This window comes from Pseudoalteromonas sp. P1-30, from assembly GCF_001400005.1.
GTDB classification, from domain to species: Bacteria; Pseudomonadota; Gammaproteobacteria; order Enterobacterales; family Alteromonadaceae; genus Pseudoalteromonas; species Pseudoalteromonas atlantica.
On sequence record NZ_LKBC01000005.1, the window covers coordinates 109,470 to 135,014 of the forward strand.

The 25,545-nt window shown below is 40.4% G+C and carries 16 protein-coding genes; 5 read left to right on the forward strand and 11 right to left on the reverse strand.

Translation table 11 applies throughout. The annotated features are described in order from the left end of the window. Positions 1-86 precede the first annotated feature (86 nt). The 9 genes from hppD to bcsR form a co-directional block, all read right to left on the reverse strand. The gene (hppD, locus tag AN395_RS10885) at positions 87-1,133 is read right to left on the reverse strand and encodes a 4-hydroxyphenylpyruvate dioxygenase (RefSeq protein ID WP_054983016.1); all 1,047 of its coding nucleotides are present in this window, start codon (positions 1,131-1,133) and stop codon (positions 87-89) included. A 308-nt stretch (positions 1,134-1,441) separates the two neighbouring features. Further along, entirely contained in the window at positions 1,442-4,189 is a 2,748-nt protein-coding gene (locus AN395_RS10890) for a metallophosphoesterase (protein ID WP_054983017.1), read from the reverse strand. Positions 4,190-4,334: 145 nt separating this feature from the next. Beyond that, complete coding sequence (locus AN395_RS10895; protein ID WP_024032295.1) at positions 4,335-5,828, reverse strand: peptide MFS transporter; 1,494 nt, start codon at positions 5,826-5,828, stop codon at positions 4,335-4,337. Between the two features lie 245 nt (positions 5,829-6,073). Next, entirely contained in the window at positions 6,074-9,892 is a 3,819-nt protein-coding gene (locus AN395_RS10900; RefSeq protein WP_054983018.1) for a cellulose synthase subunit BcsC-related outer membrane protein, read from the reverse strand. After that, the gene (gene bcsZ, locus AN395_RS10905) at positions 9,883-11,010 is read right to left on the reverse strand and encodes a cellulose synthase complex periplasmic endoglucanase BcsZ (protein ID WP_095206647.1); all 1,128 of its coding nucleotides are present in this window, start codon (positions 11,008-11,010) and stop codon (positions 9,883-9,885) included. The genes AN395_RS10900 and bcsZ overlap by 10 nt, the downstream gene beginning before the upstream one ends. Continuing rightward, positions 11,010-13,256, reverse strand: a complete 2,247-nt coding sequence (gene bcsB / locus AN395_RS10910) for a cellulose biosynthesis cyclic di-GMP-binding regulatory protein BcsB (RefSeq protein ID WP_054983020.1) — start codon at positions 13,254-13,256, stop codon at positions 11,010-11,012. The genes bcsZ and bcsB overlap by 1 nt, the downstream gene beginning before the upstream one ends. Continuing rightward, on the reverse strand, positions 13,249-15,918 hold the full coding sequence (bcsA, locus tag AN395_RS10915; RefSeq protein ID WP_054983021.1) for a UDP-forming cellulose synthase catalytic subunit: 2,670 nt from the start codon (positions 15,916-15,918) through the stop codon (positions 13,249-13,251). Before bcsA ends, bcsB begins: the two co-directional genes overlap by 8 nt. A gap of 2 nt (positions 15,919-15,920) precedes the next feature. After that, positions 15,921-16,634, reverse strand: a complete 714-nt coding sequence (gene bcsQ, locus AN395_RS10920; RefSeq protein ID WP_004588340.1) for a cellulose biosynthesis protein BcsQ — start codon at positions 16,632-16,634, stop codon at positions 15,921-15,923. A gap of 31 nt (positions 16,635-16,665) precedes the next feature. Next, on the reverse strand, positions 16,666-16,845 hold the full coding sequence (bcsR, locus tag AN395_RS10925; RefSeq protein ID WP_004588341.1) for a BcsR/BcsP family cellulose biosynthesis protein: 180 nt from the start codon (positions 16,843-16,845) through the stop codon (positions 16,666-16,668). Positions 16,846-16,959: 114 nt separating this feature from the next. Between bcsR and bcsE the strand changes: the two genes are divergently transcribed. The 3 genes from bcsE (at position 16,960) to tyrR (ending at position 22,098) form a co-directional block, all read left to right on the forward strand. Beyond that, positions 16,960-18,582: a cellulose biosynthesis protein BcsE gene (gene bcsE / locus AN395_RS10930; protein WP_054983022.1), complete on the forward strand. Its 1,623-nt coding sequence runs from the start codon at positions 16,960-16,962 to the stop codon at positions 18,580-18,582. Positions 18,583-18,751: 169 nt separating this feature from the next. Then, the gene (gene bcsG, locus AN395_RS10935; RefSeq protein WP_004588343.1) at positions 18,752-20,332 is read left to right on the forward strand and encodes a cellulose biosynthesis protein BcsG; all 1,581 of its coding nucleotides are present in this window, start codon (positions 18,752-18,754) and stop codon (positions 20,330-20,332) included. 209 nt (positions 20,333-20,541) lie between these two features. Then, positions 20,542-22,098, forward strand: a complete 1,557-nt coding sequence (gene tyrR / locus AN395_RS10940; RefSeq protein ID WP_004588344.1) for a transcriptional regulator TyrR — start codon at positions 20,542-20,544, stop codon at positions 22,096-22,098. 18 nt (positions 22,099-22,116) lie between these two features. On the opposite strand, the gene AN395_RS10945 is transcribed toward tyrR, so the two are convergent. Continuing rightward, positions 22,117-22,611, reverse strand: coding sequence for a hypothetical protein (locus tag AN395_RS10945; RefSeq protein WP_054983023.1), 495 nt, complete (start codon positions 22,609-22,611; stop codon positions 22,117-22,119). 103 nt (positions 22,612-22,714) lie between these two features. Between AN395_RS10945 and AN395_RS10950 the strand changes: the two genes are divergently transcribed. After that, the gene (locus AN395_RS10950; protein ID WP_004588346.1) at positions 22,715-23,251 is read left to right on the forward strand and encodes a thioesterase family protein; all 537 of its coding nucleotides are present in this window, start codon (positions 22,715-22,717) and stop codon (positions 23,249-23,251) included. Positions 23,252-23,311: 60 nt separating this feature from the next. Here AN395_RS10950 and AN395_RS10955 read toward each other — a convergent pair whose 3' ends face one another. Further along, complete coding sequence (locus AN395_RS10955) at positions 23,312-23,965, reverse strand: OmpW family protein (RefSeq protein ID WP_004588347.1); 654 nt, start codon at positions 23,963-23,965, stop codon at positions 23,312-23,314. Positions 23,966-24,226: 261 nt separating this feature from the next. Here AN395_RS10955 and dapE point away from each other — a divergent pair, with 261 nt between their 5' ends. Next, entirely contained in the window at positions 24,227-25,411 is a 1,185-nt protein-coding gene (dapE, locus tag AN395_RS10960) for a succinyl-diaminopimelate desuccinylase (protein ID WP_054983066.1), read from the forward strand. Positions 25,412-25,545 lie beyond the last annotated feature (134 nt).

Below are 25,545 nucleotides of genomic sequence, written 5' to 3' on the forward strand. Positions count from 1 at the left end.
GCATACTTGTATCTTGCACCCTACTTTTTAAATATTAAAACGACAAAAAGCAGCGAAGATCGCTGCTTTTAATTTACTCAAAAAAGTTATAAAACGCCGCGGCGCTCTTGGTCTCGCTCAATTGACTCAAACAATGCTTGGAAATTACCTTCACCAAAACCACCATCATCTACACGTTGGATCATTTCTATAAAAATAGGTCCAAATAGGTTTTTAGAGAAAATTTGTAATAGGTAGCAGTTTTCACTTTGGCTATCGACTAATATTTGATGCTCGCGAATTTTTTCTTTATCTTCTGCAACCCACGGCACACGGTCAAAAATAGTGTCGTAATACTCAGGAATAATGTCTAAAGTAGCAATGGTCGATTTATCAAGCTTATCAAGCGAGCTAACTAAATCGTCAGTTAAAAACGCGAGATGTTGTACACCAGGGCCATTATATTCGCCTAAATACTCGTCAATTTGGTTGTTGTCATTGCCTTTACCTTCATTAATAGGAATTGAGAAGGTGCCACAGGGTGATTTTAATGCATACGATAGCAACGCTGTTTTTTGACCTTTAATATCGAAATAGCGTACTTCTGTAAAACCAAACACGTCTTTGTAAAAGTTTGCCCATGTTTCCATAGTGCCTTTGTAAACGTTATTAGTTAAGTGATCTATACGTATAAAGCCTTTATCTTCAACTACATTAGGTGATGATAAATCTTCAAAGTCAGACTCATAAATAGACCCTTTATCACCAAATTGCTCAATAAAGTAAATCAGGCTATCGCCAATACCGTAAATGGCGGGGTAAGGTAAGTCTTTATGGGTTGAGTCGGTTGCGGGTTTTGCACCACGTGCTACAGCTGTTTCAAATGCATGCTGTGCATCCTCAACGCGCCAACCCATAGAGCAAATTGCTGGGCCATGACTTTTTGCAAATTCAGCAGAAAAACCATCGCGTTCGTTATTTAGTAAAAAGTGAATGTCGTTTTGGTTGTAATAGACAATATCCTTGCCTTTAAATTTTTTTAATTTTGAAAAACCAAAATCAGTAAACACTTTATCCATGTAGTCTGCATCAGGTGTTGCGTATTCAGTAAACTCAATACCAACTAAACCTAGTGGATTATTTGTTTCACTCATTTTTATTACTCCTGCAATAAATATTGCTACTGCGATTATGTGTTGTTGTCGTGTTGAGCTAGATAATCAACTAGATTTTAAGTTTGGGGAAGAGGGGGAGCAGATTTAGCATTTGAGCAAACTGTAAATTTAATAAGACGTTTACTTAGTCAATAGGTTTATACCTTACGCTTTAGGGTAAACGAGCATGTATTAGCTTGATGCTTTTAGTTTATTAAAGTTTAAGATATTGATATAAATAAATAAAAAAGAGGTTTTATAAAAATAAAACCTCTTTTAAAAATGTAGCTACGTAATGTTTTTTGTATTTAATTGTTTACACTTTGTGTGCGATTGTTAAAAAACGTGTTGCGCTGCTCGAGCCAAAGATTAGGTGTTACGGTTGGAGCTGCTTGGTAATGGCGCTCAATAGCTTGGTTTAATACCCGTGTTGTAGGAGTAAATGTCAGCTTTGATTGTGCACTGCCTATGCTTTTAATTTCGTCTCGAGTCAGGGCGCGCCCAGCATATAAAAGGGCGTTTAAATAACCGGGCACTGTTTCAAAGTTGTTATCTGTAAAGAGTAAAACAGATGACGTTAATGCCCAGGTGTTATTTATTTCACCGTCTTCTTTCACACCAGCAAGCTCGCCGTCTATGTACACTTCAAATACCCCATTACTGGGGGCGGTATAAAATACAAATGCAACTCGGTGCCAGTTTTCAGGCTCTGTTTGTCCAAAGTAACCACTATCACTGGTTGATTTACCATAACCGCCCGTTGGGTCGATAAACATATCGGCATCATCAGTGAGGTAATCTTGTGTGTTTGCTTGCATGATAGCGCGATAAATATCTTTGCCTTCTTCTGGCCAATATAAATCCATTACTAAGGTGTAATCAGAAACCATTCCTTCACTTGCATAATCACCATTGGCAGGTGTATTTAAGGTTATTAATAACCCCTCGGTAGGGGCGTGGCGTGAAAACGCCATTACACCTGAGCTGCCATCAGCAAAATCAGCAATACCAAGTGCTTGAGTTGTATTATATTGCGTTTCTTCAGGGCCCCAGTTTGTTTGTTCTGGGTCAAAATAGCTCAATACTGAAGGGCCATAATCTGCTGCCAAAGGGCTATTTGCATCGTCAAAATTCCACACTGTGACATTACTTTGCTCATTACATGAAAAGAGTTGATTATCGGTATCTAGGTATAAGCATTGGCTTGTTCTAAACCGAGCATATTGATCGAGTAACCACCATGCTTCGTCAATGGCTTCTACATTTGAAAAGGTAACACCGCTAAAAAATAGCTCAGGATTAAGTGCTGCGCCTTTAAATAAAGCAACCTGATAAGTGCTCGCAGCTTGTATATCATCTGGTTTGAGTAAAAACCAATCGGGTTGACTGGCAAGCATGGTGTTTAAATCGCTACCTGTAACCGTTACGCTATATAACGAATTAAAGCCAGGAGTGTTAGAGGGCTGGCGCTCAACATAGTAGGCTTTATGAAAGTCTTCTTGTGTTAAGGTCCCTGGTGTCCACCTCGTTTGTACTAATTCTGGGTTAAGCAGGGCCGCCGTTATATCACTTGCATGGGCAGCAGCTAAAGCCGTTATTTCTGCAAGTTCCAAGCTACTTGGGTAGTTTTCAGAAATAGCAATTTCTGTGTTTGCATCAGGCGCATAGCGGCCCATAATTTCGTCAATTGCCAGTTTAGTTGGTTCATCACGTTCGCTGATGCTGTCAGTTTCAATGGTGCTGTAATCTATTGTTGGCGATGTTTTATCTTGCAAGTTAAACGTAAGAGTAACATCGGTGATGCCTTTGGCGTAAAAATCTGGCTGAATAACCACAGCGCCGTTCTCGAGCGTATTATAGCTTTCACCGCCATGGGTATGACCGCCTAACACTAAATCAATACCGCTTACATCGGTTGCCATATCAATGTCTAAGCCTTCACCTAAATGGCTTAGCATTACCATGTAGTCAACGTCGCCTTGGTATTGGTTTACTATACTTTGTGCTATTTGTTGCCACTGCCAGCTCATTTTAAATTGTTTGATAAAATCAGGTATAGGCTCATCATCTATCGGTTCGTCTAGCTCGTTCCAAGGTACTGAGGTCATGCCAAATACACCTAAGGTCACACAGCCTACTTGTACTTTAGCAAAGCCTACAGCGGCAAAATCTTGTAATTGTTCGCCTTCATAGCGTGTATTACTGGCAAGCACTATGGCGTTGTCATCTTGCGAGTAGCTTAATAGTTTTTCTGGCCCCCATGCATAGTCGTGATTTCCGACCACACGTAAATCAAACTGCATGGCTTTAATGGCTTCTTCTGTAGCGCTACCTTGTGATAGTTGCTCAGCAACAGTGCCTTTTTCGTAGTCATCACCCCCGTTGGTAAAAAGGGTATGCGGCGTTTGTGCAAGTACTTGGTTGTAGTAGGCTTTTATGCGGCTAAAGTATTGCTCCTCATAACCGAATCGCGCATGTAGGTCAGCAACATGAACAAATCTAACCGATTGCTCTGTGGCTGTGGCATCACACGTTGGGCCTATAGCTGCAAAGGCCTCATTGCGCTGCATCATAATAGCGAAGGTTCCTAGTGTTGTTACTTGCGCACTTACAAACCCATTTTCAACGTAAGAGTTATCAAAAACTGCCCAGCTATCGCCAGATTGTCTAGCAATAAATAGCTGGCCTCCTAATTGGTAATCATCAGGTATTTTTATGCTGATAGTAATTGGATCACTAAAAGAAAGCGTACTTGGGGTGAGTAGGTGTATATCTGAGATAATATTTAGTAGTGCATTTGCATCATCTAATACTGTTTTTTCGTGTGTAAGTTCAGTGTTTTGAGAGACGGCATTGGCAGGTACAGTCAGTAAAAAGCTTCCTTCATCAAGGGTGACATCTAAACCTGTAGTTGTAGATACGGTTAACTCGCTAGGCTCAGGCTCAACGGGATCATTTGGGTTAGTTGTAACTTGATCGTCTGAACCACCACAGGCTGATAAAAAAACAATGCTTAAGGTTAAAAATAGGGTGTGAGATAAAGTTAACAAGCGCATGTACTGCGTCCCTGAGACTAGTTAAAAATTAATCAGCAGATGATAGCAGTTTACAGCGAGGTGATATAGAAATTTGAGAAAATTTCCCCCATAGCGGCTATGGGGGAAATTATAATTAGTATTACGCGTAATTAAACGTGCAATATTATGCAGCTTTTTCTTCTAGGCCTTGTTTTTCCCATACTTTCGCTTTAAAGCTCATAAGCACTAAAACAATACCTACGCCAATGCTAAATAAGGCAATTTGTAAGTATAAGTTAGGGATTTCTTCAACGTTATTTGGATCAAAGTTACCAGCCAGTAAGCCAGCAATAATGTTACCAATTGAATAAGTTAATACAAATACACCCATCATTTGGCCTGTGTAACGACGTGGCGAAAGTTTACTTACCGCACTTAATGCTACAGGGCTTAAACAAAGCTCTCCCACTGTATGTAAAAAGTAGGTTGTTACTAGCCAGTATGGCGCTACTTTTAAGCCTTCAGCTGCGTAGTGAGCGGCCATAAACATAACTAAAAAGCCAGAAGCCATAATAATTAAGCCCATTGCACATTTTACGCTGTAAGTCGGCGATACCATCTTTTTAGATAAGTTAATCCAAAGCGCGGCAAAAAATGGCGATAAAGCAATAATAAATAGTGAGTTTAACGACTGGAACCACGTAGTCGGAATTTCAAAAGTGCCAATAAGGCGATCTGTGTAATCACGGGCAAATAGGTTAAGTGATGAACCCGCTTGCTCAAAGCCAGACCAAAAACACGCAGAGGCAACACACACTAAAAATAGTGCCCACATTCTTTGTTTTTCGCCCGCTGTTAATTTACCTGTAAAGTAAATAACCCCGAAATAAATAAAGAATATAATAGTAAACACAACAGCTGTGTAGCCTGCTACAACAGTTGGGTTAATAATAATTGCGCCCGTCATTGCTGCAGCGGTCACACCAGCGGCAATAACAACAAAAGCAGCAATACCAAACCATGCACGAGATGCACCTTTAGCGCTTAATGGGTTAGCCGGTAATGCACTGTGCTCTGGTAGGTTGTTAAGCGTACGCTTATATTGGATTAAGCCAATAGCCATACCCACAGCAGCTGCACCGAATGCCCAGTGCCAACCTACGTTTTCCATAAAGTAACCACATACGTAGTAACCAATTAAAGAACCTAAGTTAATACCCATGTAGTATATAGCGTAACCGCCATCACGGCGCTCATCAGCATCGCTGTATAACTGGCCTACCATTGCGCTGATATTTGGTTTTAGCAAACCAGTACCTGTAGCAACAAAGATCAAACCAATAAAAAATGAATACTCATGAGGCACGGCCAAAATAATATGGCCACACATGATGATGATACCGCCGTACCATACGGCCTTTTGACCACCGAATAATCTATCCGCTAGCCAACCACCCGGTAAGCCTAAAAAATAAACGGCACCTGTGTATAAACCGTAAATTGCAGCAGCTGATGCAACAGTAAAGGCAAGGCCTTCTTCTTGTAGGCTTGCTGTCATAAACAATACGAGCATCGCTCGCATGCCGTAGTAACTCATTCGTTCCCACATCTCAGTGAAGAACAATGTCGAAAGTCCTTTAGGGTGGCCAAACCAACCACTATCTGGAGCTGAACTCATATTTACTTCCTAACTTTAAGAATTGTTGTAATGGCCTTATAATTTTTTGCTTTAGCTGTTTTGTGCCATGGGGCACTAAAACGCTCGACCATCTGTATATTATTTGTAGCTAAGATAATGATTTGCTAAATGGTAGTAACACCACAAGGTAAGAGACACACCCTTATCCTAGTTACAATTGCGCTCAAGTATACATATACCTTAGTGCGAGGGGAAGCATTCGCGATGTATCACCTTGCACTGCGTTAAAAGTCTGCATAGGGAATAATTGGGGTGCCAGGAAACTCTAACGTCCCGTACACAGGATTGAAGTAATAGCGAATATAGAGCTGGCCAAAGTTTGGTTCGTAAAAGTCAGCGCGATCGATGGCTAAATAACCACCAAAAAACCAATGTGGCGTTATACGGTACTCAAAGCTCCCTTCAAGATTGTATGACACGCCAGAGCTGTCATCACTCTCAAATACTGGGTCTACCCCGGTAATCGCTTCTCTATCGTAGGCTTGTAGCTGCAAGTCAGTGTCGTTAGGATAAAAATCAATGGCTTGGGTTTTTGTTTGCGAATACGAAATCCCCGTTTTTAAGCGATAAACAAAATCATCGCCCCAGCGCGCATCGTAGCTTAAAGGCACCGACAACCCAACGTAGTTTTGTGGGCTATAGTAACCGCCGTGGCCCCATGTTTCTTCGCTTAAATTATACTGATATGCCCAATGTAATAGACTTGCGCCGACGGTAAATTCGCGTTCTTGATTACTAATAACGCGATAATAAGACCCGCCCATTACTCTATAGCGTTGGTTATCTTTAACATTTTGCCCTTTATAGAGCGTAAAGTCGGCGCTTGACCAAAAGCCCCAATCGCCACCTAAGTCATGAGATAGGTTGGCAGTTAGGCCTGTTGAGCGCACGCCGCCCCAAATTTCACCGGTATTTATATCTTCAAGCCCAGCATAAGAAAGCACGGAGCTTGTTACAGGGCGTTTTTCGAGCTCTAGGCTATAACCAAAGTCGCCAATACTGTTGGCGTAATTTACACCCCATACTATGTCTTTAATTAAAAAGCCAAGTGGGGTCGTGCCTACATCAACACGCCAATTTTCATTTTGCCATCCAATACCTATGTCGACCCCATCTTGCTCAGGGCTTACTTCATCAATAGCACAGGTAAATATACAAAGTGCACCTTGGCCGTAGCGGCTACCAGCAAATTGCTCATCAAAGCGAGTTGTTTGTGCGCTAATAGTGGTTGGGTCTATTTTAATAAACCCTTGGCCTTGCCAAAGTGGAAAGTAGGCTTCAATAGGTACTAAGCCTGCGCCAAGAGTCGCCTCGCTTTCGGTGCTTGTTTGGCCACTAAAGTTTACCCCAATAGCAATGTATGCTTGGTTTTTGCTTAGCTCATTTATAAGCTCGCGTTTAGCGCCATTAATATACCACGCATCATTTTCATCTATGTTAGCAATTTGTTTGTAAAACGATTCATCGTTTAGGCGTTGCTCGCTTGATAGCGTTTTTAAATACCATTGCTTAGCTTGGTCTTGTTCATTAAAATTTCGAGCAACTTCAGCGCCCAAATAACTAAGCTCTTTATCATAGGGTGATTTAGCAATTAATTGATTGGCTAAAACTAAAGCATCACCTGCGTAATTAAAGTCATTTAACGAGGCCATTATTTGGCGTTGTAAGTAGGCTTGCTGATCATCTGTTTGCGTTATTGCGCGCTCAGTAACTTCTTTTGCCTGAAAGTCGTTACCTAATTCTCTGTAAGCTTTTGCTATTGCAAGCATTGCTTGAGGTTCAATTGGCTGATTGTTTTTCAGTTTTTGCTGATAAACAATAATTGCTGACTCTTGCTGCCCCAGAGCTAAATTAGCATTTATTAATGCCGTGGTGATGGCGGGTGTACTTTGGTACTTTTGATCAAGCTGGTTAAGCTTTGCTAATAATTCGCCACCTTCGTAATACTGATTAATATACGTGGTGTATAAATTGACGTACTGTTCTACTTCGCCAGCACTTACATTATTTGGCAAGCTGTAATGAGAAAACCATTGTTCTACAGCAGGGCGCTCGTTTTGTTCTAATAGCCACTGCGCGTAAAGCATATGCCAGTAAGGTGATAAAGTAGGCTCAGTATTTAATGCGTTATTAATTAACTTTAGAGCGTGTTTTTTCTCATCTATTTGATACCAGCTACGCGATAGTTCGGCTTTCATTACTGGAGTTAAATTTTGCGCTTCTAAATTACTTAAATGAAAAATAGCCGTGGTTCTATTTTTGGTATTTAAGTGTCGCTCGCTTTGTCGAAGAGACTCGTTAAGCCTAAGCTGTTGCTCAAGAGAAATTATGTCGTCATTTCGATCAGTAACCGGCACATACTCTAAGGTGTTTAAAGCGCCTTGATAATCATCAATTGAGCGTAAAAATAAAGCATGGCTATAACGTAACTGTGGATTGAGCGGAAACTGCCAAAGCACATTATTAAATAACGTTTTTGCCTTTTGAGTTAACCCGTTTTGTTGATAAATAAACGCTAAATCGTAATAAAGCCAAGGCTGCTCAGGGGCCAGTTCAATTGCCTCTTTTAAGGTTTGCTCAGCAAGCTCTGTATCGCCTGCATCACTATATTGGCGTGCTTTTTCGCGAAGCTGGCTACTTAACGTTGCCGCATACACAGGTTTAAGTTGTGCTTTTTGAGACTGAGATAAAGCATTATAAAACTTGATTAACGATTGCTCATTGTTATCCAATTCAACAATTTCTAATAACCCTGTTAGAGCGCCATTATTAAGCGGATCATTTTTTAACACGGTTTGATAAATAGCGGCCGCTTGTGAATAATTACCTTGAGCAAATTGTAACAATCCGCGGTTATACAAAACGCTAGCAGGGTCTTGCTCAAGTGTGTCGGCTAAATTTAATTTAAGCAACGCCGTTTTAAACTGGCTATTATTAATGGCTTCTTTAGCTTGGCGTATGTAAAGCCAAAACTTCGCTGTGGCGGCTAAATCTTTTAGCGTTTCTCGCTCGGCAAAGTCGGCGGTATGCGAATACGCCTTAGTAAAATAATTATAAGACGTTTGATTTTTACCCATACGCAAATAAAGGGTGCCAAGGCTGCGCATAATTGCGCCATCGTTAGGGCGCCCTTTGAGCGCTTTTAGTAAAAGCGGCTCTGCGGCAACGAGCTTGTTTTTTTCAAGTAACGCCTCACCTTTAAGCCATAGTTGGTAGGCCGGGTTAGCTAATAATTTTTGTCGCGCTTTTAAATCTTTTTTGAAATCTTGATACTGTAATTCGCCTTTGCTGCTAAACGGATACACGCTAAAGTAGCGCTGAAATTGCTTTTCTGTAGCGCTATTTAATTGCATGTTAGATAAAGCACCTAACCAGATTGCTTCTACTTCATTACTGTAGCGAGAGGTGGCACCATATTTACTTAAAATAGTTAGCGCGGTGCTATCAGTGGGGTTATTTCTGAGTAAGTGGCGCGCATATGCAATATCTACCGCGCCGATGTTCTCGTAACTGCGTAGTAGCCTTTCGTAGCCTTTTTTTACATTTTGCCATTGGCTTTGTTCTTGTGCATACCAACTTAAATGCTCAAGCTCAAACGCTAAGCTTGGATAGGTGTTTTTAAAAAGCCTGCTGTAAATTAATCGCGCTTGTTCGTAACGTCCCGCACGGGCAAGTAATTTAGCTTGTTGTATATCTGCTTTGTCTTCGTTTTCTAATCTAGCAATTAATCGTAACTGTTTTACACAAGGGTGGGTACGTGTGTTGTTACCGTCAATTTTTCTTAAAATTTTATTTGCTTGTATAGCCTTACCATTGGCAAACTCAAAACGAGCAAGCGCACACTGGCTTTCTATTCGATTAGGGGCAATGGCCAATAACTTTTGTAAGCTATCGGCAATTAAATCTTTATTTTCTTGCACTTCACCAATATTGATTTGGCTTAAAAGCCACTCAACAGAGTGTGTATCAATGTCATTATTTGTTTTAGCATGCACACTTGCGCTGACTGCTAACGTACAAACAACAGCCCATTTTAACGACATTCAGTGCTCCACCTTGGCTTGAGCGTCCCGTCTGCTGTTATTGAAAAGCGCTTATTAAGCGCACTACTACCAAACAGATTTAATACACTGTCGTAATAGCGTGTTTGTGTGAATGACTTATCGACCATTAACTTTTGTTGAATGGCCATAACCAAAGAATCATCGCCTTTTTCTTTTAGCATGGGCAGTAGGGCAGCATTAAAGCCTAATGGGCCACGCTTTTGGGTTTTGCCAGAGCGAGCATAGGTATTTAAAGGAACGTAGCCACGGCTGTTTATAGCCTCTACAAAAGAGGTAAACTGCTCGCTTAGCTGTGCTTTGTAAGGCGCATCGTTCGCCATCATGCTGGCCCATAAGTAAACCCTAATGGCATTAAAGCTGCCTAAATCGGTTGCTTTTTTATCATAATAAAAACCTTTTGCTGGGCTATACATCACCCAATCAGGGCTCACTCCGTTTTTAGCGGTATCCAAAATAAGCTTTGCAGACGCTTCATGTAATTGCTGCCAAGGTGAGTGCGGGTATAATTTGCTAAATTGCTGATAAATAAATAACGGTGAATAACTAGGGTTGAGTTTATAGGTGTTATTTTCAAATTCAAACCCAGCAGGGGCGGGTAATAAAGTAAGCCCCAACCCTGAAATATAGGCGGTTTCTTCTCGCATAATACGCTGCGCTAATACAGCAGCTAAAATACTATAGCGGCGGTCGTCCCATAAAATAGCTGCTTGCGATAAACTATATGCTATCCATAAATCAGAATCTGATGCTGGGTTTGAGTCTATAATCCCATAGGTATCATTGCCTGTTTCACCCCATTGCCATGCAGGCAAACGTGTACTTAAATCGCCTTCAGAGAGATGGTCTTGCGTCCAATCTATAATGGTATCAAACGCGGCTTTATCGTTTGCTACTAGCGCAAAAAATAGTGCGTATGATTGCCCCTCTGAGGTGGTAATATTTTGTTTTGAGCCTAGGTCTATTACGCGACCGTCATCACTAATAAAGTGATTTTTAAATACTTGCCACCCCTGCCAAGGCTCGCACTGCTGCGTTTGCGCTGACACAGAAAAACTTAAAAAAGCGGCTACTAATAATGCTCGGTTAAGTAATGTCATTATTCATCTCCTTCAGCTAAACGCTTATGGGTGAGTACTTGTAGTAATCGCCATAAAATAAATGAAATTAGTAACAGCGTTAATATAGAAAGCAGGGCTAAAATAAATGGATGGTCAGATAGATGGAACCACACCAGCGTATGTACAGGAATATGACCGACAAAGTATTGCTCTTCGGTTTTTATTGTTTTAACGCCTTGTGAGTTTATAACCGCAGCACTGCCTTTTAATTGGCTTAATGTCTGTGAGTCCATAAGGGTTTTATCAATTAAGCCAAATGCTTTTTCAGTGGTGGCATTAAGTGATACAACAGAGCGTTCAGAATCAAAAGGAGATTGATAAGCTGTAATTACCGCCATATCTCCGCTACTTTTTACACTTACTTGTATTTTATCTGTAGCTTGCTCATCGTATGCACCGTTGTAAATTGCTTGCTTTATTTCACGTTGGTTATTCGTTAAAAGTACGTTTGTATGCGCATCTTCATCTAGTTGCTGAGCTGTGCTGCCAGGCTTTGCAACAACTAAAATATCTTTGTCGTCTAAATCAACATTTTCATTTAAATGGGCCACTGTCATTCTGTGGGTTGGATACCCCGTTATTGCGCCAAAATGACCGGTAAGATTAAACAGCAAAGTTAACGCTTTTGCAGAAGGTTGCTGGTCAATTAGTACAAGTGTTTGCTGTAAATCGGCATATTTGGTGTACGGGAAGCCACTGTTCGCAAATACATTTAAATCTGGCAGGGCAATGTAATGATCAAAGCCACTTACATCAATATTAGAATTACCATCAATAACACCAAACTCACCACCAGGTGGTGCTATTGCACACTCACCTTTTTTCATCGCATCAAATCTAAAATCAAAGTTTAGCTCGTTCCGAGTGGCTAAGTTTATGCCATTAAGTGAAAAGTTTTCTGTGTTTTGTGTAGTATCGGTATTGGCAATAAGTGGCAATAATGTTTTTGTAGTATTGAGTGTAGAGTCGTCGTTATCTAACAAATATCCACTAATAAACTTTTGATTAATCAACATATTTAACCGAGAGTCCAAAGACTCGCTCTCGGGTGTGCTGCGATATTGCAATGTAATGGGGATGCCTTTTTCTCGCCAAGTAAATAAATCTGGAGCAAAACGCACGTTTAATTTTACGGGTCCGTTATTTAGCCCTTGTGCTTGTAGCTGATTGTCAAAATCAATTAATTCGTCAAAGTGTACTGCTCTATCAGCGCGTAACCAGCGCGGGGCATCGTACGCCTTGCGAAGCGGTAGTTGGTTAATTGCTTCTATGCTAGCGGTTCTGCCGGTCATGACTTTATGGCCAAAGGCCAATCCCGTGACGGCGGTTTTTAAATCGTCTTCATCACGCCCTAAAATAAGCAACATTTTGCTGTATCTATGTAGTGGGTTTGAAATAATCTCAACGGTTGGCTTTTCCACATCGGGATAGTCTTTTAAAAAGTCAGGCTTTGAATCGTTGGTAATAAAAACCACGCTGTGCGTATCTAATGATTTATTAATCACCACCGGAAAATCAGCACCACGCCAGTCAGCTTGCGCGCCAAACCAGCTTGAAAGAGTCGCAGCCGCTTCAATCGTTTTGGTGTTAGGTGTTTTTGCAAACACAAACGGTAAGCTTAACTTATTGTAATCTTTGGCATCAAAAAAGGGCTCTGGTAAATATTCTAAACGGCTATCTATTGCCAGTTGCTTTTGATTGAGCGTGATATTGCTCGATTTATTAATTTCGGTCCAAATAGAGCGGCTAAAGTAATCTTGGCAACGTAAATCATAATAACCAACAAGCTCAAACCGTACTTGGTTGTAGTCTTGTACATACTTAGCATTGAGTTTTAGGCTATGGTTAACGGTATTTTTAACCACACTTAGTTGCTCATTTATGGGCAGTACAGTGACTAAGTTTTCATTAAAATACACTTTTAAATGCGACACGTTCGCAATCAATGATGGCGAGTTTGTGTACGAAAAATTAAGCTGTAAATCGGTGCTTAATTTATCAATGCGGTTGGTAAAATCCACTCTTGAGTTGTTGTTTATGCCATCAAGCTTGTAGCCATCAAAGCCTAAAGCAGCAAAGTCTAATCTTAAACTAGACACGTTGGCGCTTTCTGGGTAGCCATTTATAAACACAGATTTATCGTGCATTGGCTCAATAGCACATGCTTTGTAAGCACTGCATGTTAAAAACAGTATTAGAAATGTATTAAGCAAATTTTTAATCATAATTATAATGCACTATTGGTTTTTTAGGGGTGAAAGAGTTTATATATACAACAATTTTTGTCATTAGTTTTACAAAGGGTTGTAATGGCTTAGGAGCATGAAACAATAAATTGCTAAATCCTCTTAGGCTTGTTTTTTGTACTTCTTTAAAGCTATATGAAGGGCGGTCATGACGAAAATTATTTTGCCAGTCAAGCCACGCATCCGCTCTTGAAAAAGTACATTGTATAAATGCTTTTTGCTTTTCGAGCGAGAGATCTTTTAACGTTAAGCCTATTTGTTTGTTTCGGGTGTTACATACATACGTTGTAAATGAAAACTGTTTATTACCGCGGCTCATTAATAGCTCTATTTTGTCGTTTACTCGGCATAAATGAGCGTGCTCTGTTTCAATGCCCACTCCATTATCTGAGTAATCGGTTATTTTAACTTTTAACGTATGCCCATTTGCTAAGCGCACGCCCGCCGGAAAGTTTGCTTTAATACGGTGAGACTGCCTTACTTGCCTAGCTTCTGCAGCAACGGCTACCGCAGCGCCTAAAATAATAATATTATAAATTGCCCAGCCCATGCTGATTAACAAAACGCCCACTTGGCTCGGATCGCCAAAGCCTAAGCGTAAAACACCTACAAGCATGCCAACTAAGTTTATGAGTAAAAGTACCAAGTAGGGTTTAGATATACCCCAATCGTAATGTTCTTTATCATTTAAGCCGCCTTTTTCTGTTACGTTAAACTTACCTTTATTAGGGTTTATTAGCGCAACGGTGGTCGGCTTTAATATGTACCACGCAAGAACAGACTCATATACTTCACCCCAAAAAGAGTAGCGATATTTACCCTGAATTCGTGAGTTGGTCGCTTTTATTTGTATGAGTGTAGGCACTACATAAATAAAAATAGCTAAAAACGGCGCATAGATAATGTAAGCATTAAAGTATATGAGCGCCAGTGGCGCGGTTAAAAATACAATACGCGGAATGCCCGATAAAAAGTGCAGCATGGCGTTTAAGTAGCACAGGCGCTGTGGTATATCGAGCCCTTTACCTAAAATTGGGTTATCGAGCCTAAATATTTGCGCCATACCCCGAGCCCAACGAATACGCTGGCCAATATGTGCAGAGAGGCTGTCGGTGGCAAGCCCTGCAGCTTGTGGGATATTTATATAAGCGGTTTTATAACCGGCACGTTGCATACGCAGAGCAGTGTGGGCATCTTCGGTTACCGTTTCAAATGCAAAGCCACCAATATTGTCGAGTGCTTCGCGTTTTAAAACAGCGCATGAGCCACAAAAGAAGGTGGCATCCCACATGTCATTACCATCTTGGATCAACCCATAAAAAAGCATGTTTTCATTAGGGATTTGGCTGTGGTTATTTAAATTACGCTCAAAGGGGTCTGCTGAGAAAAAGTGATGCGGTGTTTGCACTAAACATACTTTGCTGTCTTTTAAAAATTGCCCCATGGTCATTTGTAAAAATGAGCGGGCAGGTACGTGGTCACAGTCAAAAATAGCAATGTAGTCGCCGTTAGTGTAGCGCATGGCGCTATTCATATTACCGGCTTTAGCGTGGTTATTATCGGGTCGTGTTAAATAACCCACCCCCACTTTTTGAGCAAATTCTTTAAACTCAGGGCGTTTGCCATCATCAAGAATATACACGTTGAGCTTATCAGCAGGCCAATCAATGCTCATCGCCGCAAGCGTGGTAGGTTGTACAACACTTAATGGTTCATTATAAGTAGGAATGTATACATCAACTGTTGGCCATAAGTCAGTGTTTTCTGGCAACGGAACAGGTTTACGCTCAAGGGGGTTTATAGTTTGAAAAAAGCCTAAAATGAGCACTAGCCACGCATAGGTTTCTGCCAGCAGCAAGCCTGCGCCTAACGTAAGCGCAACAGGGTCATCCCAATTGAGGGTTTCTGTGTAGCGCCACCATAAATAACGCGATGAAGTGGTTACCGATAGGGTGATCATTACAATGGTGGCCATTTGCCCTTTAACGCGCTTGAGCCCGTATGCCACTATCAAAATAAAACTAATAAACACGGCTTGCGCTTCTAGGCTAAACGGAATGGTTATAAAAATAGCCAGTAAAAACAATATAAAGGCTACAACCACATATTTTATTAGTTTATTTTGCCAAATCTTAGCGTCAGCCATGGTTTTAAAAGCGCTTTTTTTAGGACCCTTAACGTTTTTTGATAACAAACGCTTTAGTAATCTACCTAGCTTTAAGTCAAACCAACGCAACTGTTTAAGTGAATAACTTACTCCATTATAAAACTGATTTGATAGCCGCTCCCTAACAGAGCTATTTTTAGGTTTGTATTTAAAAAATAACAAATAAACGCTTTGAATGATAAAGCGCAAAATGTTTGAGTAAATAAACGTGCGGTACGGCAAGCGAAGATGCGGGTAGTAATCATATAAAATAAGTTCAAAGTTAAATCTGTGGTCTTTTATATTGATAAACAATGAACTAATCAGCGTAATAAAAGGCATTAAAAAGGCTTCTATTACGTTTACTTTGTGCTGGTTAAAATAACTATGAAACTTAAATAAAATATAACGTACAAGTTTTTCAGTAAAAATAATGCTTAACAGTAAATACAAAGTACTGTGTATTGGGCGCTTATAAAATAAAGAAAAGCTCATAACTACAGGGCCGATTTACTTACAAGCCAGCCGGCAAGTGTTTCAAAGTCATCGTTAGCAACACTGTAAGGCGCACAATTAAGCGCTACATTTCTATAGGCTGTAGACTCTTTAATTACTTCATCACTATTTATAAAAAAGGGCGCCATAAGCGGCAAGGTAGATTGCCATAAAGAAAACAGGTCAAACTCAAGTGTTGATGCAGAGTTATAACGATTGACTAAAAAGAAGTGTTTCCACTGGTTGTCAGTGTGTTTTAACGTTTGTAGTTTTTTATAAATTAAGCTGTGGCAAATAGCATCACAATTAACTATTTCAATCACTATGTCGTTTTTATCGAGCGGATAGTGGGTGATATCAATATGTGCAGGGCAATCAAAAAGAAGCCAAGCATTATTGTTATAATCCAGTTTATTGCAATTGTTAATAAAGTCGAATAACGCGGCGGTACTAACACTTTTATCGCCAAAAGGTAAAAATACTATGCCATCACTATCTTGATGAAAGTGCTCAAGGGCTTGTTCAAAGTCCTGCTCGTTACTCCAGCCGTGGTTGTACTGCCAAGGCAGGCCAAAGTGCAGGCCCAAATCGCTTTTAGAATCTAAATCTATAGCAATAACGTCAGAGCCCGACTTTTTTAATACGCAGGCTAAGTTGGCAACCATAGAAGTAGCGCCAGTGCCGCCTTTAATGCCTTTTAGAAAAATTCTTTGCAAGGGGTTGTTTACCTGTCGTTTCAATTACTACTTACGCATTTACTGCACGGTGTATTTCGTTCAGTAATGCGTATTTTTCTATTGTTTGTTTATTTTTTTGTTTATTAACAATTTCAACGTAATCTTCACTTTTGCCGCCAAAACGCCGTGCAAGGTTCTCAATGTCATTTGATGTTAAGGTTTCAGAGCTTTTTGTCGTTAAATTACGCATTGTTGCCTTTATAGTGAAGTTTATTATTTTTATTTAAAGTGGACAATATTTGTCTATTATATATAGAATAGCGGGTAAAACTAGTAAAAAAGTATTTTTTATAGGCTAAATTCAGTGCAAAACTTTAACATTTCAGGCTTGCAGCCCTCTGCTGCAGAGCTAAAACCTGCATCGTTATATGCAATTTTAGCCCCTTTAGACAATTTTGCTACTGAACTGGCATTACATGCAATTAATAAACCCTCAGCCTCTGATATTTATATTGTTTCTTCTCAAATAGAAACATTTTTTGAAGGCCCTTATAGCGATGCATTAAATCATGCATTTGACCAACACAAAGTGCATCCGTTTAGGTTTTCGGCAGATACACGCGACTGGCCAAAGAAACAAATAATTAACAATACCCTAAAAGAGCTAAATGCTTATAAACAGCTAAATAATGCATTAGTCATTGTTCACTTTAGTACGACTGATTTAGCCTCATTGGATCAAAAGCAACTGATTCAAAGTGTTCAGACCTATAAAAAATTTAGTACACAATCAGGAGCGACCGTCTTATTTTTAGTTTCTGGCCCTGAGGTGACTAACTATCGCTTTTTATTAAGGCGGTTAAATTCGGACCTCGACGGGTTGGTATATGTTGAAAATGATTCAACAGTGCGCGTAATAGAGTACGATTATTGGCATCACAGTACAGGTATCATCGCCTCTGTACAGTATCCATTAATGATTGAAAATGGCTGCTTTAAAGTGCAGCAAAATAGTATTACGGAACAACAAGCCTCAACATCGGGTGTATTTGCAGATGAAGACGACGTGTGGATTGTACAAGGAGCTATTCCTGAAGGGACCAAGCTTCCTGCAAAATATAAAATAATAAAAGACAACAATGCGCTTTTTTCAAAAGGCCCTAAATTAGAGGCGGCAACATTGGTATTTGCAGTTTCGCGCTATACCGATTTAGCCTTGCTTGCCAAGCAATGTTTTGAGCTGAGAAAAAACTGTGGTCGCTGGCTTAAATTAGTGATTCAGAACGTTGATGGGGTGATCCGCCATCAAGATGAATGCTTATTTTTGACCTTAGGTGTTAATCTAATTTTGTATAGTTTTTCAGAGCCTTCTAGGTTGCTCTCACAGGTGCAGTCAATTCAAGGGTTTCAATTTTCAAGACCGTTACCGCCTTCTATTGAACATGTACTTCAATTTACCGAAAATACCTTTTCTAAAGGTTACCTGCCTTTTATAGAATTTACCAAACAGGTAGAAGTTCACAGCGACTCAGCTGTAAATTTAGGGGTAAGCGGGGTGTTGGTTAAATTAGAGCTTTTGCCTCGGATTGACCCAATCCACCCTTTGCATTTATTTCATATAAAGCGAGAAGGTGACGTATTCAGTTTGGTAGAAAACACCGTGTATTTGTATTTACATGCGTGTCGCGAAAATGATGTTAACAATGCGATAAAGCACTTGTTTAAATTAGAAACAAACGATTTTTTTGCACAGCAAAATATTATTTCCGATCATTTTTATATTCAGCAAGAATGTAAACAGCTTAGGCGTTATTATGCGGGCCAAGATATAACCGATTACTCTGCCCAATTAAAAGAGAATGAAAGCTATAAATTTTCGCAAAAAATAGATCCAAATGTTGCAGCTGATTTAGAAACACCGGAGTTTACTAAAAACGAGCGCGCAGATGCTGTGCCGTTTAAAATGGCTATAAAGAGTAACGTATGAGTATTAATCAATTATTGATTACAGCAATTTTAGCGATGCTAGTTGGCGTATTTTTATGTATGTCGGGGTCGTTGATACTGAAAAAAATAAAAAAATACTATGCTCAGCTTACGTTTAAACATGAAGTACTCGAACCTTACAAACCAAATAGAATAAAGAAGGGTAAATAGTGAAATTATCAGGCTTAGGGGTGTGGAACCTCTACTTTTTAGTTAAGTTTGCACTTTTTTATTATGGTGCAATCGACTTTGGCTTATTAGCAAATGCTGCGCTGGCTGCTTTTTTTGCTATTTCTTACACGCACCCTTTACTAAATAAAGCCAAACATTGGTTAGGCGCAGTAATGGCCATTGTTTTACTTTATAAAGATTCGTGGTTGCCCCCTATAGACCGTTTAACACGCCAAGCTGGTAACGTGCAAGACTTTAGCTTTGGCTACTTTTTAGAGCTCATGGCGCGTGTTATTAATGTTGATATGTTATTGGCACTGTTTGTTATTACTGTGTGCTTTTGGTATTGCTCACAGTGGATACGCTTTACCACCGTAACAATAGTTGGGCTTATGTTTGTAGCTTGGCAGGGCACAAACAACGAGGATAATTTAATTACACAGCCTGTGGCGGCTAATAATGTTCAAACAGCAGCGCCTCGTGCACAAGCACAAGTGGTAACGCAAGAAGCAAAATCGCCTGATCAGCAATTAAAAGAGTTTTATCAGCAGCAAAGTTTGCTAGCAAGCCAATTCCCTCAGCAATATAATGGCGAGTTATTCGATGTCATAGTACTAAATATTTGCTCGATGGCCGTGGCTGATCTAGAGGCCATTGGCGTAAGCCTTGATGATTTATATAGCGATTTTGATGTGGTGTTTTCTGATTTTAATTCGGCTACTTCTTACTCTGGACCTGCTGCAATTCGCCTGCTACGAGCAAGCTGTGGTCAAACAAGCCAAACTGCCTTATTTGAAAATGCGCCAGAGCAGTGTCACTTGTTTAAAAATTTAGAAAACTTAGGCTACAAAAGCAATGTGGTAATGAACCACGACGGCCACTTTGATGAGTTTAAAGGTTTGGTGAAAAAGTTTGGTAAAATAGATGAGCAGCCTTACGATATAACTAACTTACCTGTTGCTCAATATGGGTTTGACAACAAGCCTATTTATTCAGACGGGGCAGTACTAAACTCATGGTTAAATGAAAAAGGTGAAGACTGCGCGCCATGTGCTATGTATTACAACACCACCAGTTTGCATGATGGCAATCAACTAGCGAATCAAGCCCGCATGAGTAGCCTTGAAAGTTACCCAATTAGACATAAAAACTTATTTAACGATATTAACGGGTTTATTAAAAACCTAGAAAAACGTGGTCGTAATGTCATGCTGATGATAGTACCTGAACACGGCGCAGCATTAAAAGGCGATAAAGTGCAGTTTGCTGGGCTTCGTGAGATACCAAGCCCAAGTATTGTATCTGTTCCGGTGGCGATTAAGTTTATTGGTAAAAATGTACAAAGCTATTCACAAACGCTTGTAAGCGAATCAACAAGTTACTTTGGTTTATCGGAGCTAATTAGTGGCGTGCTTAGCACAAACTTTTTTGCAGGTAATGGCAATATTGCCGACCTAGTTGATACGCTGCCTCGCGCACCTAAAGTAGCCGAAAACGCCGATACAATAATGATGTATGTTAATAAGCGCCCTTATATTCAATTAGATGGCGGAGACTGGACCCCATACCCGCAAAATTAATAGCATATATGCACAACCCCTTTTAAAACGCAGCTTACACGCTGCGTTTTTTAGTTTTAAGCTACACGTTATTACAGTTTGATGTTTATAGGCGTGAGTTTACAGCGATAAAGGCGGTGGTTTGTCCAAATTTGTTTACAATTTACTGTATTGAATAACGGAGTTAGCGTATTATTCGGCTAATATAGTTTTTCCTTATTCGAGGATGTATGCGTCTAGATATTCATTGTGCCGACCGTGTAGGTATTGCCCAAGAGATCCTAAATATTTTAGTAAACTACGATGTTGACTTAAAAGGGATTGAGGTTGATTCGGTAAATTGCCGTATGTATGTAAGCTTTCCTGAAATTGAATTTGAGCAATTTCAAAAAATTATGCCTTCCATTCGTTTGATTGATGGCGTACATGATGTTCGCACAACCGCCTTTTTACCCTCTGAGCGAGAGCATAACGAATTAAATACACTGCTGCGTGCACTTCCCGATGGGGTTATTTCGATTGACGCAAAAGGGTGGGTACGCTTGTGTAACGACGCTGCCTGTAAAGACCTACAGTTGAGCGAAAAAGAAGTAGTAGGGGCTAATATTAATAACCTACTAAAAGGGTTTAACTTTACGCGTTGGTTAGAAGGCAAAGAAGTACTTGGACAAACAACCCGGGTAGATGTTGCTGGTGAAGACTTTATTGCCGATATTTTACCGATTGCCGTCCCGCAAGGTGGTGAAGGTGACGTGTTAGCTGGTGCGGTTATAAATATAAAATCGCAAAGCCGCCTTGGTCAGCAGGTCAGTGCCTTTAGACGTTACGGGCAAGAAAGCTTTGCAACTATTCATAACTTTAGTACTGCTATGCGCCGGGTAGTGCGCGAAGCACGAAAAATGTCGCAGCTAGAAGCCCCCATTTTAATAACCGGAGAAACTGGCACAGGTAAAGAGCTCCTTGCTCGTGCTTGCCACTATGCCTCTAATCGTTCGGTTAAGCCGTTTATTGCACTTTCGTGTGCATCCTTGCCTGATGATGTGGCTGAATCTGAATTATTTGGTTACGCCGGATATGAAGAAAACACCGCACCTAAACGCGGAGTACTAGAGCAAGCCGATGGCGGTACTGTGTTTTTAGATGAAGTTGGCGAAATGTCTACACAGCTACAAACAAAGCTGCTGCGCTTTTTACAAGACGGCACATTTAGAAAAGTGGGCGACGAAAACGAAGTAAAAGTAAACGTGCGTATTATTGCAGCCACACAAAAAGATTTACCCGCGATGGTGCAAGAGGGCGTATTTAGAGAAGACTTATACTATCGAATTAATGTACTCACATTAGAGATTGCACCACTGAGAGACCGTAAAGCTGATGTAGGCCCATTAGCCGAGCACTTTATTCAAAAGTACGCACAGCAAAACGGCCACGCAATTCCGCTTTTATCACAAGAGTGCTTACGCTTTTTACAAGAATACCCGTGGCCAGGTAATGTGCGCCAGCTAGAGAATGCAATTTATCGGGCGGTGTCGTTACTTGATGATAGCGAGCTACGTGTAGAGCATTTGCAATTGCCCACATTTACCCACGATTTAGGCTACTTAGAGTCAGATTTTGAAGGGTCGTTAGATCAAGCTGTAAAACGTTTTGAAGCAACCTTGCTACGCAAATTGTATCCGGCTTACCCAAGCTCAAGACAATTAGCTAAGCGTTTAGGGCTTAGCCACACTGCAGTGGCAAATAAACTACGAGATTACGGTATTAACCGCAAAACTGTTAAAGTTTAATAGCCGGCTTACTGGGCACTAGCTCTTAGTGCCCATGTTTTTAGTAACCCCATCAATGGCGATAGTTTCTATGCCATTTTCATCAAAATTAATCACTATGCTTGCGTTATTACGAGTAAAAAAGTAACTGCGGCCATTCAGCTCAATCACGTAATTGCCTTTTACGGGGTCTTTAAATTGCTGCTTTTTTAAACTGACAGTATGTTTACCTATTTGCCAATCAAACGCTTCAATAAAGCCATTATTAAACTCTTGTACCCACACTTGGCTATCGTCTTTAGCTAAAGTGATTGCTACCGAGTATGAGTTAGGTAATTGCGACATATCGTAGCTTTTGCTACCTATCGAAAATTTACCAAGCTGCTGCTGCCATGCAAAGCCAAAATTAAAGGTTTTTTCTATACCTGTTGGGTAAGTTACCGTACCTGGGCCTTTAATTGTAAAATCGGCTAGTGCGCAGGTGCTAATGCATAATAAACTGGTTGTGAAAAGTGTCGCTAATTTATATTTCATACTATGACTTTTTTATATTTATAATTTGAGATTAAAACAGAACATTCGCCTTAACATGTGGCTATGTTACACTGAGTTAACTTTATACTGGTAAGACCTTCTCGTGAACTTATATATTAGACTTCTTTTATTATTTTTTAAAATTAAGCGCAACCGCGACTACCAACAGTTACTTGATACTGTTGATATTGATTACAAAGCACTGCCAACAGACTGCGATATAAACCTGCATCTAACAAACTCGCGTTATTTGGCTATGATGGACTTGTCGCGCACTTGGATGATTGAGCGAATTGGTCTATTAAAACAAGTAATGAAGCGCCGTTGGTTTCCTATTGTTAATGCTACAGCCATAACTTATATTCGCGATATTAAACCTATGCAGCGTTATACCATTAGTACCAAGCTGGTGGGGTGGGATCATAAATATTTTTACATTGAACAAAAGTTTCATTCTGCGCGTGGCCTGCACGCTATAGCGTATGTGCGCGGTGTGTTTAAAAACAAAAAAGGCATTGTCAGTATTGAAGAAATGCTTGAAGTAGCCGAGTTTGATGGTGTAGCGCCTATTTTACCAAGCGAAATTATGCACTGGAAAGAAATGCTTGAGCAAAAAAAGGTGAATAACCTTCCTAAATAATTTTTATAAAATAAGGCCTTTCGGCCTTAAACACATAGAACATAGGCGCTGCAAACTTAATTAAAAGCTGTACCTTACACCAAACATGGCAACGACAGGGTCAAGCTCAACGGTTGATGTAAGGGCTTTTGCACCGTTTGCATACACTGTGGCATCGGTATCTATATCAATCATTGATACCATGGCATGTAGCCCCCAATGTTGATCGATTTTATAGTTAGCGCCTACTTGTGCAATAAAGCCAAACGAATCATCGAGTTTTACTTCAACATCGTCAGTGCCTAGGGTTGCTTTTAGCGCTTGAGAAGGCTGCTCGTCAAAAAAGGTGGTGTAATTTAACCCTACACCAATAAACGGGCGTAGCGCGTAACTTGTATCTAAAAAGTGGTATTGCGCAACCAATGATGGCGGAAGCTGTTTGATGTCGGCAATTTTATTGCCAGCTAACCCACCTGCGCCATTTACATCGTGCGAAAACGGCGTAGCGGCAATAAGCTCTACCACCCACTTATCGTTAAATGCATAATCGATTGTAATACCTAGCTGCGTGTCAGAGTCGCCTTTTAGACCCAGGGTTGGCGCTTCGTTAATTGCCGAGCTGCTGTTATCTGGATTTACATTAATAGCGCCAACATTAACGCTAAGGTTAGCGTGTGCCGCAGGGGTAATAGCAAGTAAAGAGGTAAGTAATGCAATGCTGATTTGGGTTTTCATGTTGTGCTCCAATAACTACTTTATGATTGACGCTATTATTACAATCTCCGAGCGTTGAAAACCTGTTCTAGATCAAAGTTTCAAAAATGTTTGAAGTATGTGAACCCTTTTCTTGATTTAGATTAAAGTCAGTGCAAAAAGTATTTTAATTAATTGACACAGCTATGTATTTAACGGTCATCGCACTGTATTAACTTTGCCATTATTTGGTCATATTCTCGCGCTTTAATAATCTTTCTTATGGTTATTGAGTGTGTTGTTATGTCTGTTGCAAAAGTATCGCAAAACAGTGTAAGTAAACCTTTAAGCGCGGTGGTAAAAAATACGCAAACGCTTATTAGGTTTGAGTCTGTAACGCCTAATCAAGGCGGTGCCATAGATTGGCTTAGCAATGAGTTAACTGCGCTTGGCTTTAACTGTGAGCAGTTTATTTGTGAAGGCGTTACCAATTTAATTGCCTACGTTAGTTTTGAACAAGAAGGACCTTGTGTTGCGTTTTCTGGGCATATTGATGTTGTGCCTGCCGAGTCGGGCAACTGGCTAAGCCCGCCTTTTGCTGGCAATATTATTAATAATGCCGTGTATGGTCGCGGCGCTGCCGATATGAAAGGCGGTGTGGCGGCTATGCTTGGTGCTACTAAGGCACTATTAAAAGATACTAAAAGTAAAAAAGGGCGTTTTTATTGGCTTATTACCTCCGATGAGGAAGGAGAGGCCGAATTTGGCTCAGAGGTAATAGCCGCGCGTTTAGCAAAAAATAATATACAACTTGATGGCTGTATTGTTGGTGAGCCGACAAGCTCTACACACGTAGGCGATACAATTAAAAATGGTCGCCGAGGCGCTATTTCTTCTCGTATAAAAGTACACGGCAAGGCCGGACATGTTGCCTACCCACAGAACACTATAAATGCTGCGCATATTGCGGGTAATATTGTAAATTGTTTAAGTAATTTAACATGGCCTGACGATGAGCCAAGCTCTAAAACCACCTTGCAAGTGACCGGCATTAATATAAAAAATGTTGTTGATAATTTAGTGCCTAGTGAATGCGAAATTACCTTTAATGTGCGATATAGCCATGGTTATACAAGCAATGCAATAAAGCACTGTATATCAGCGGCGCTGAGTGAATACGCCCAGCACCTGGAGGTTGAATGGGAGCGAGCGTGTGAGCCCTATTATACGGCACCAACAAACGGGTGGAGTTTATTGCAGCAGTTAGAGCACACCATTTATGCGCAAACAGGGAGTTACCCCATGTTAAGTACCAGTGGCGGTACTTCTGATGGCCGATTTTTTGCAAACCAGCATACCCAAGTTATTGAGTGCGGCGTTAAAAATAGTACTATTCATCAGGTAAACGAGCATGTTCCGGTTGATGATTTACTTAAAATTGAGGCCATTTATACAGACTTATTAGCGCGAATTTTTAGCCATAAATAGTAATCGCCCGATAAAAATAAACAGCGAGAATCACCTCGCTGCTTTATTTGAGTAGGGCGTGTTGATCTTTAATAATTGAGTTTGCAGCAGTATGTTTGGTTTTTAGGCAAGGCAGAGCCTATGAAGTGTGGTTA

Excerpts from the sequence above, each read along its gene's own strand:
- hppD (WP_054983016.1), bottom strand. The coding sequence starts at position 1,133 with ATGAGTGAAACAAATAATCCACTAGGTTTAGTTGGTATTGAGTTTACT.
- AN395_RS10890 (WP_054983017.1), bottom strand. The coding sequence starts at position 4,189 with ATGCGCTTGTTAACTTTATCTCACACCCTATTTTTAACCTTAAGCATT.
- AN395_RS10895 (WP_024032295.1), bottom strand. The coding sequence starts at position 5,828 with ATGAGTTCAGCTCCAGATAGTGGTTGGTTTGGCCACCCTAAAGGACTT.
- AN395_RS10900 (WP_054983018.1), bottom strand. The coding sequence starts at position 9,892 with ATGTCGTTAAAATGGGCTGTTGTTTGTACGTTAGCAGTCAGCGCAAGT.
- bcsZ (WP_095206647.1), bottom strand. The coding sequence starts at position 11,010 with ATGACATTACTTAACCGAGCATTATTAGTAGCCGCTTTTTTAAGTTTT.
- bcsB (WP_054983020.1), bottom strand. The coding sequence starts at position 13,256 with ATGATTAAAAATTTGCTTAATACATTTCTAATACTGTTTTTAACATGC.
- bcsA (WP_054983021.1), bottom strand. The coding sequence starts at position 15,918 with ATGAGCTTTTCTTTATTTTATAAGCGCCCAATACACAGTACTTTGTAT.
- bcsR (WP_004588341.1), bottom strand. The coding sequence starts at position 16,845 with ATGCGTAATTTAACGACAAAAAGCTCTGAAACCTTAACATCAAATGAC.
- tyrR (WP_004588344.1), top strand. The coding sequence starts at position 20,542 with ATGCGTCTAGATATTCATTGTGCCGACCGTGTAGGTATTGCCCAAGAG.
- AN395_RS10945 (WP_054983023.1), bottom strand. The coding sequence starts at position 22,611 with ATGAAATATAAATTAGCGACACTTTTCACAACCAGTTTATTATGCATT.
- AN395_RS10955 (WP_004588347.1), bottom strand. The coding sequence starts at position 23,965 with ATGAAAACCCAAATCAGCATTGCATTACTTACCTCTTTACTTGCTATT.
- dapE (WP_054983066.1), top strand. The coding sequence starts at position 24,227 with ATGTCTGTTGCAAAAGTATCGCAAAACAGTGTAAGTAAACCTTTAAGC.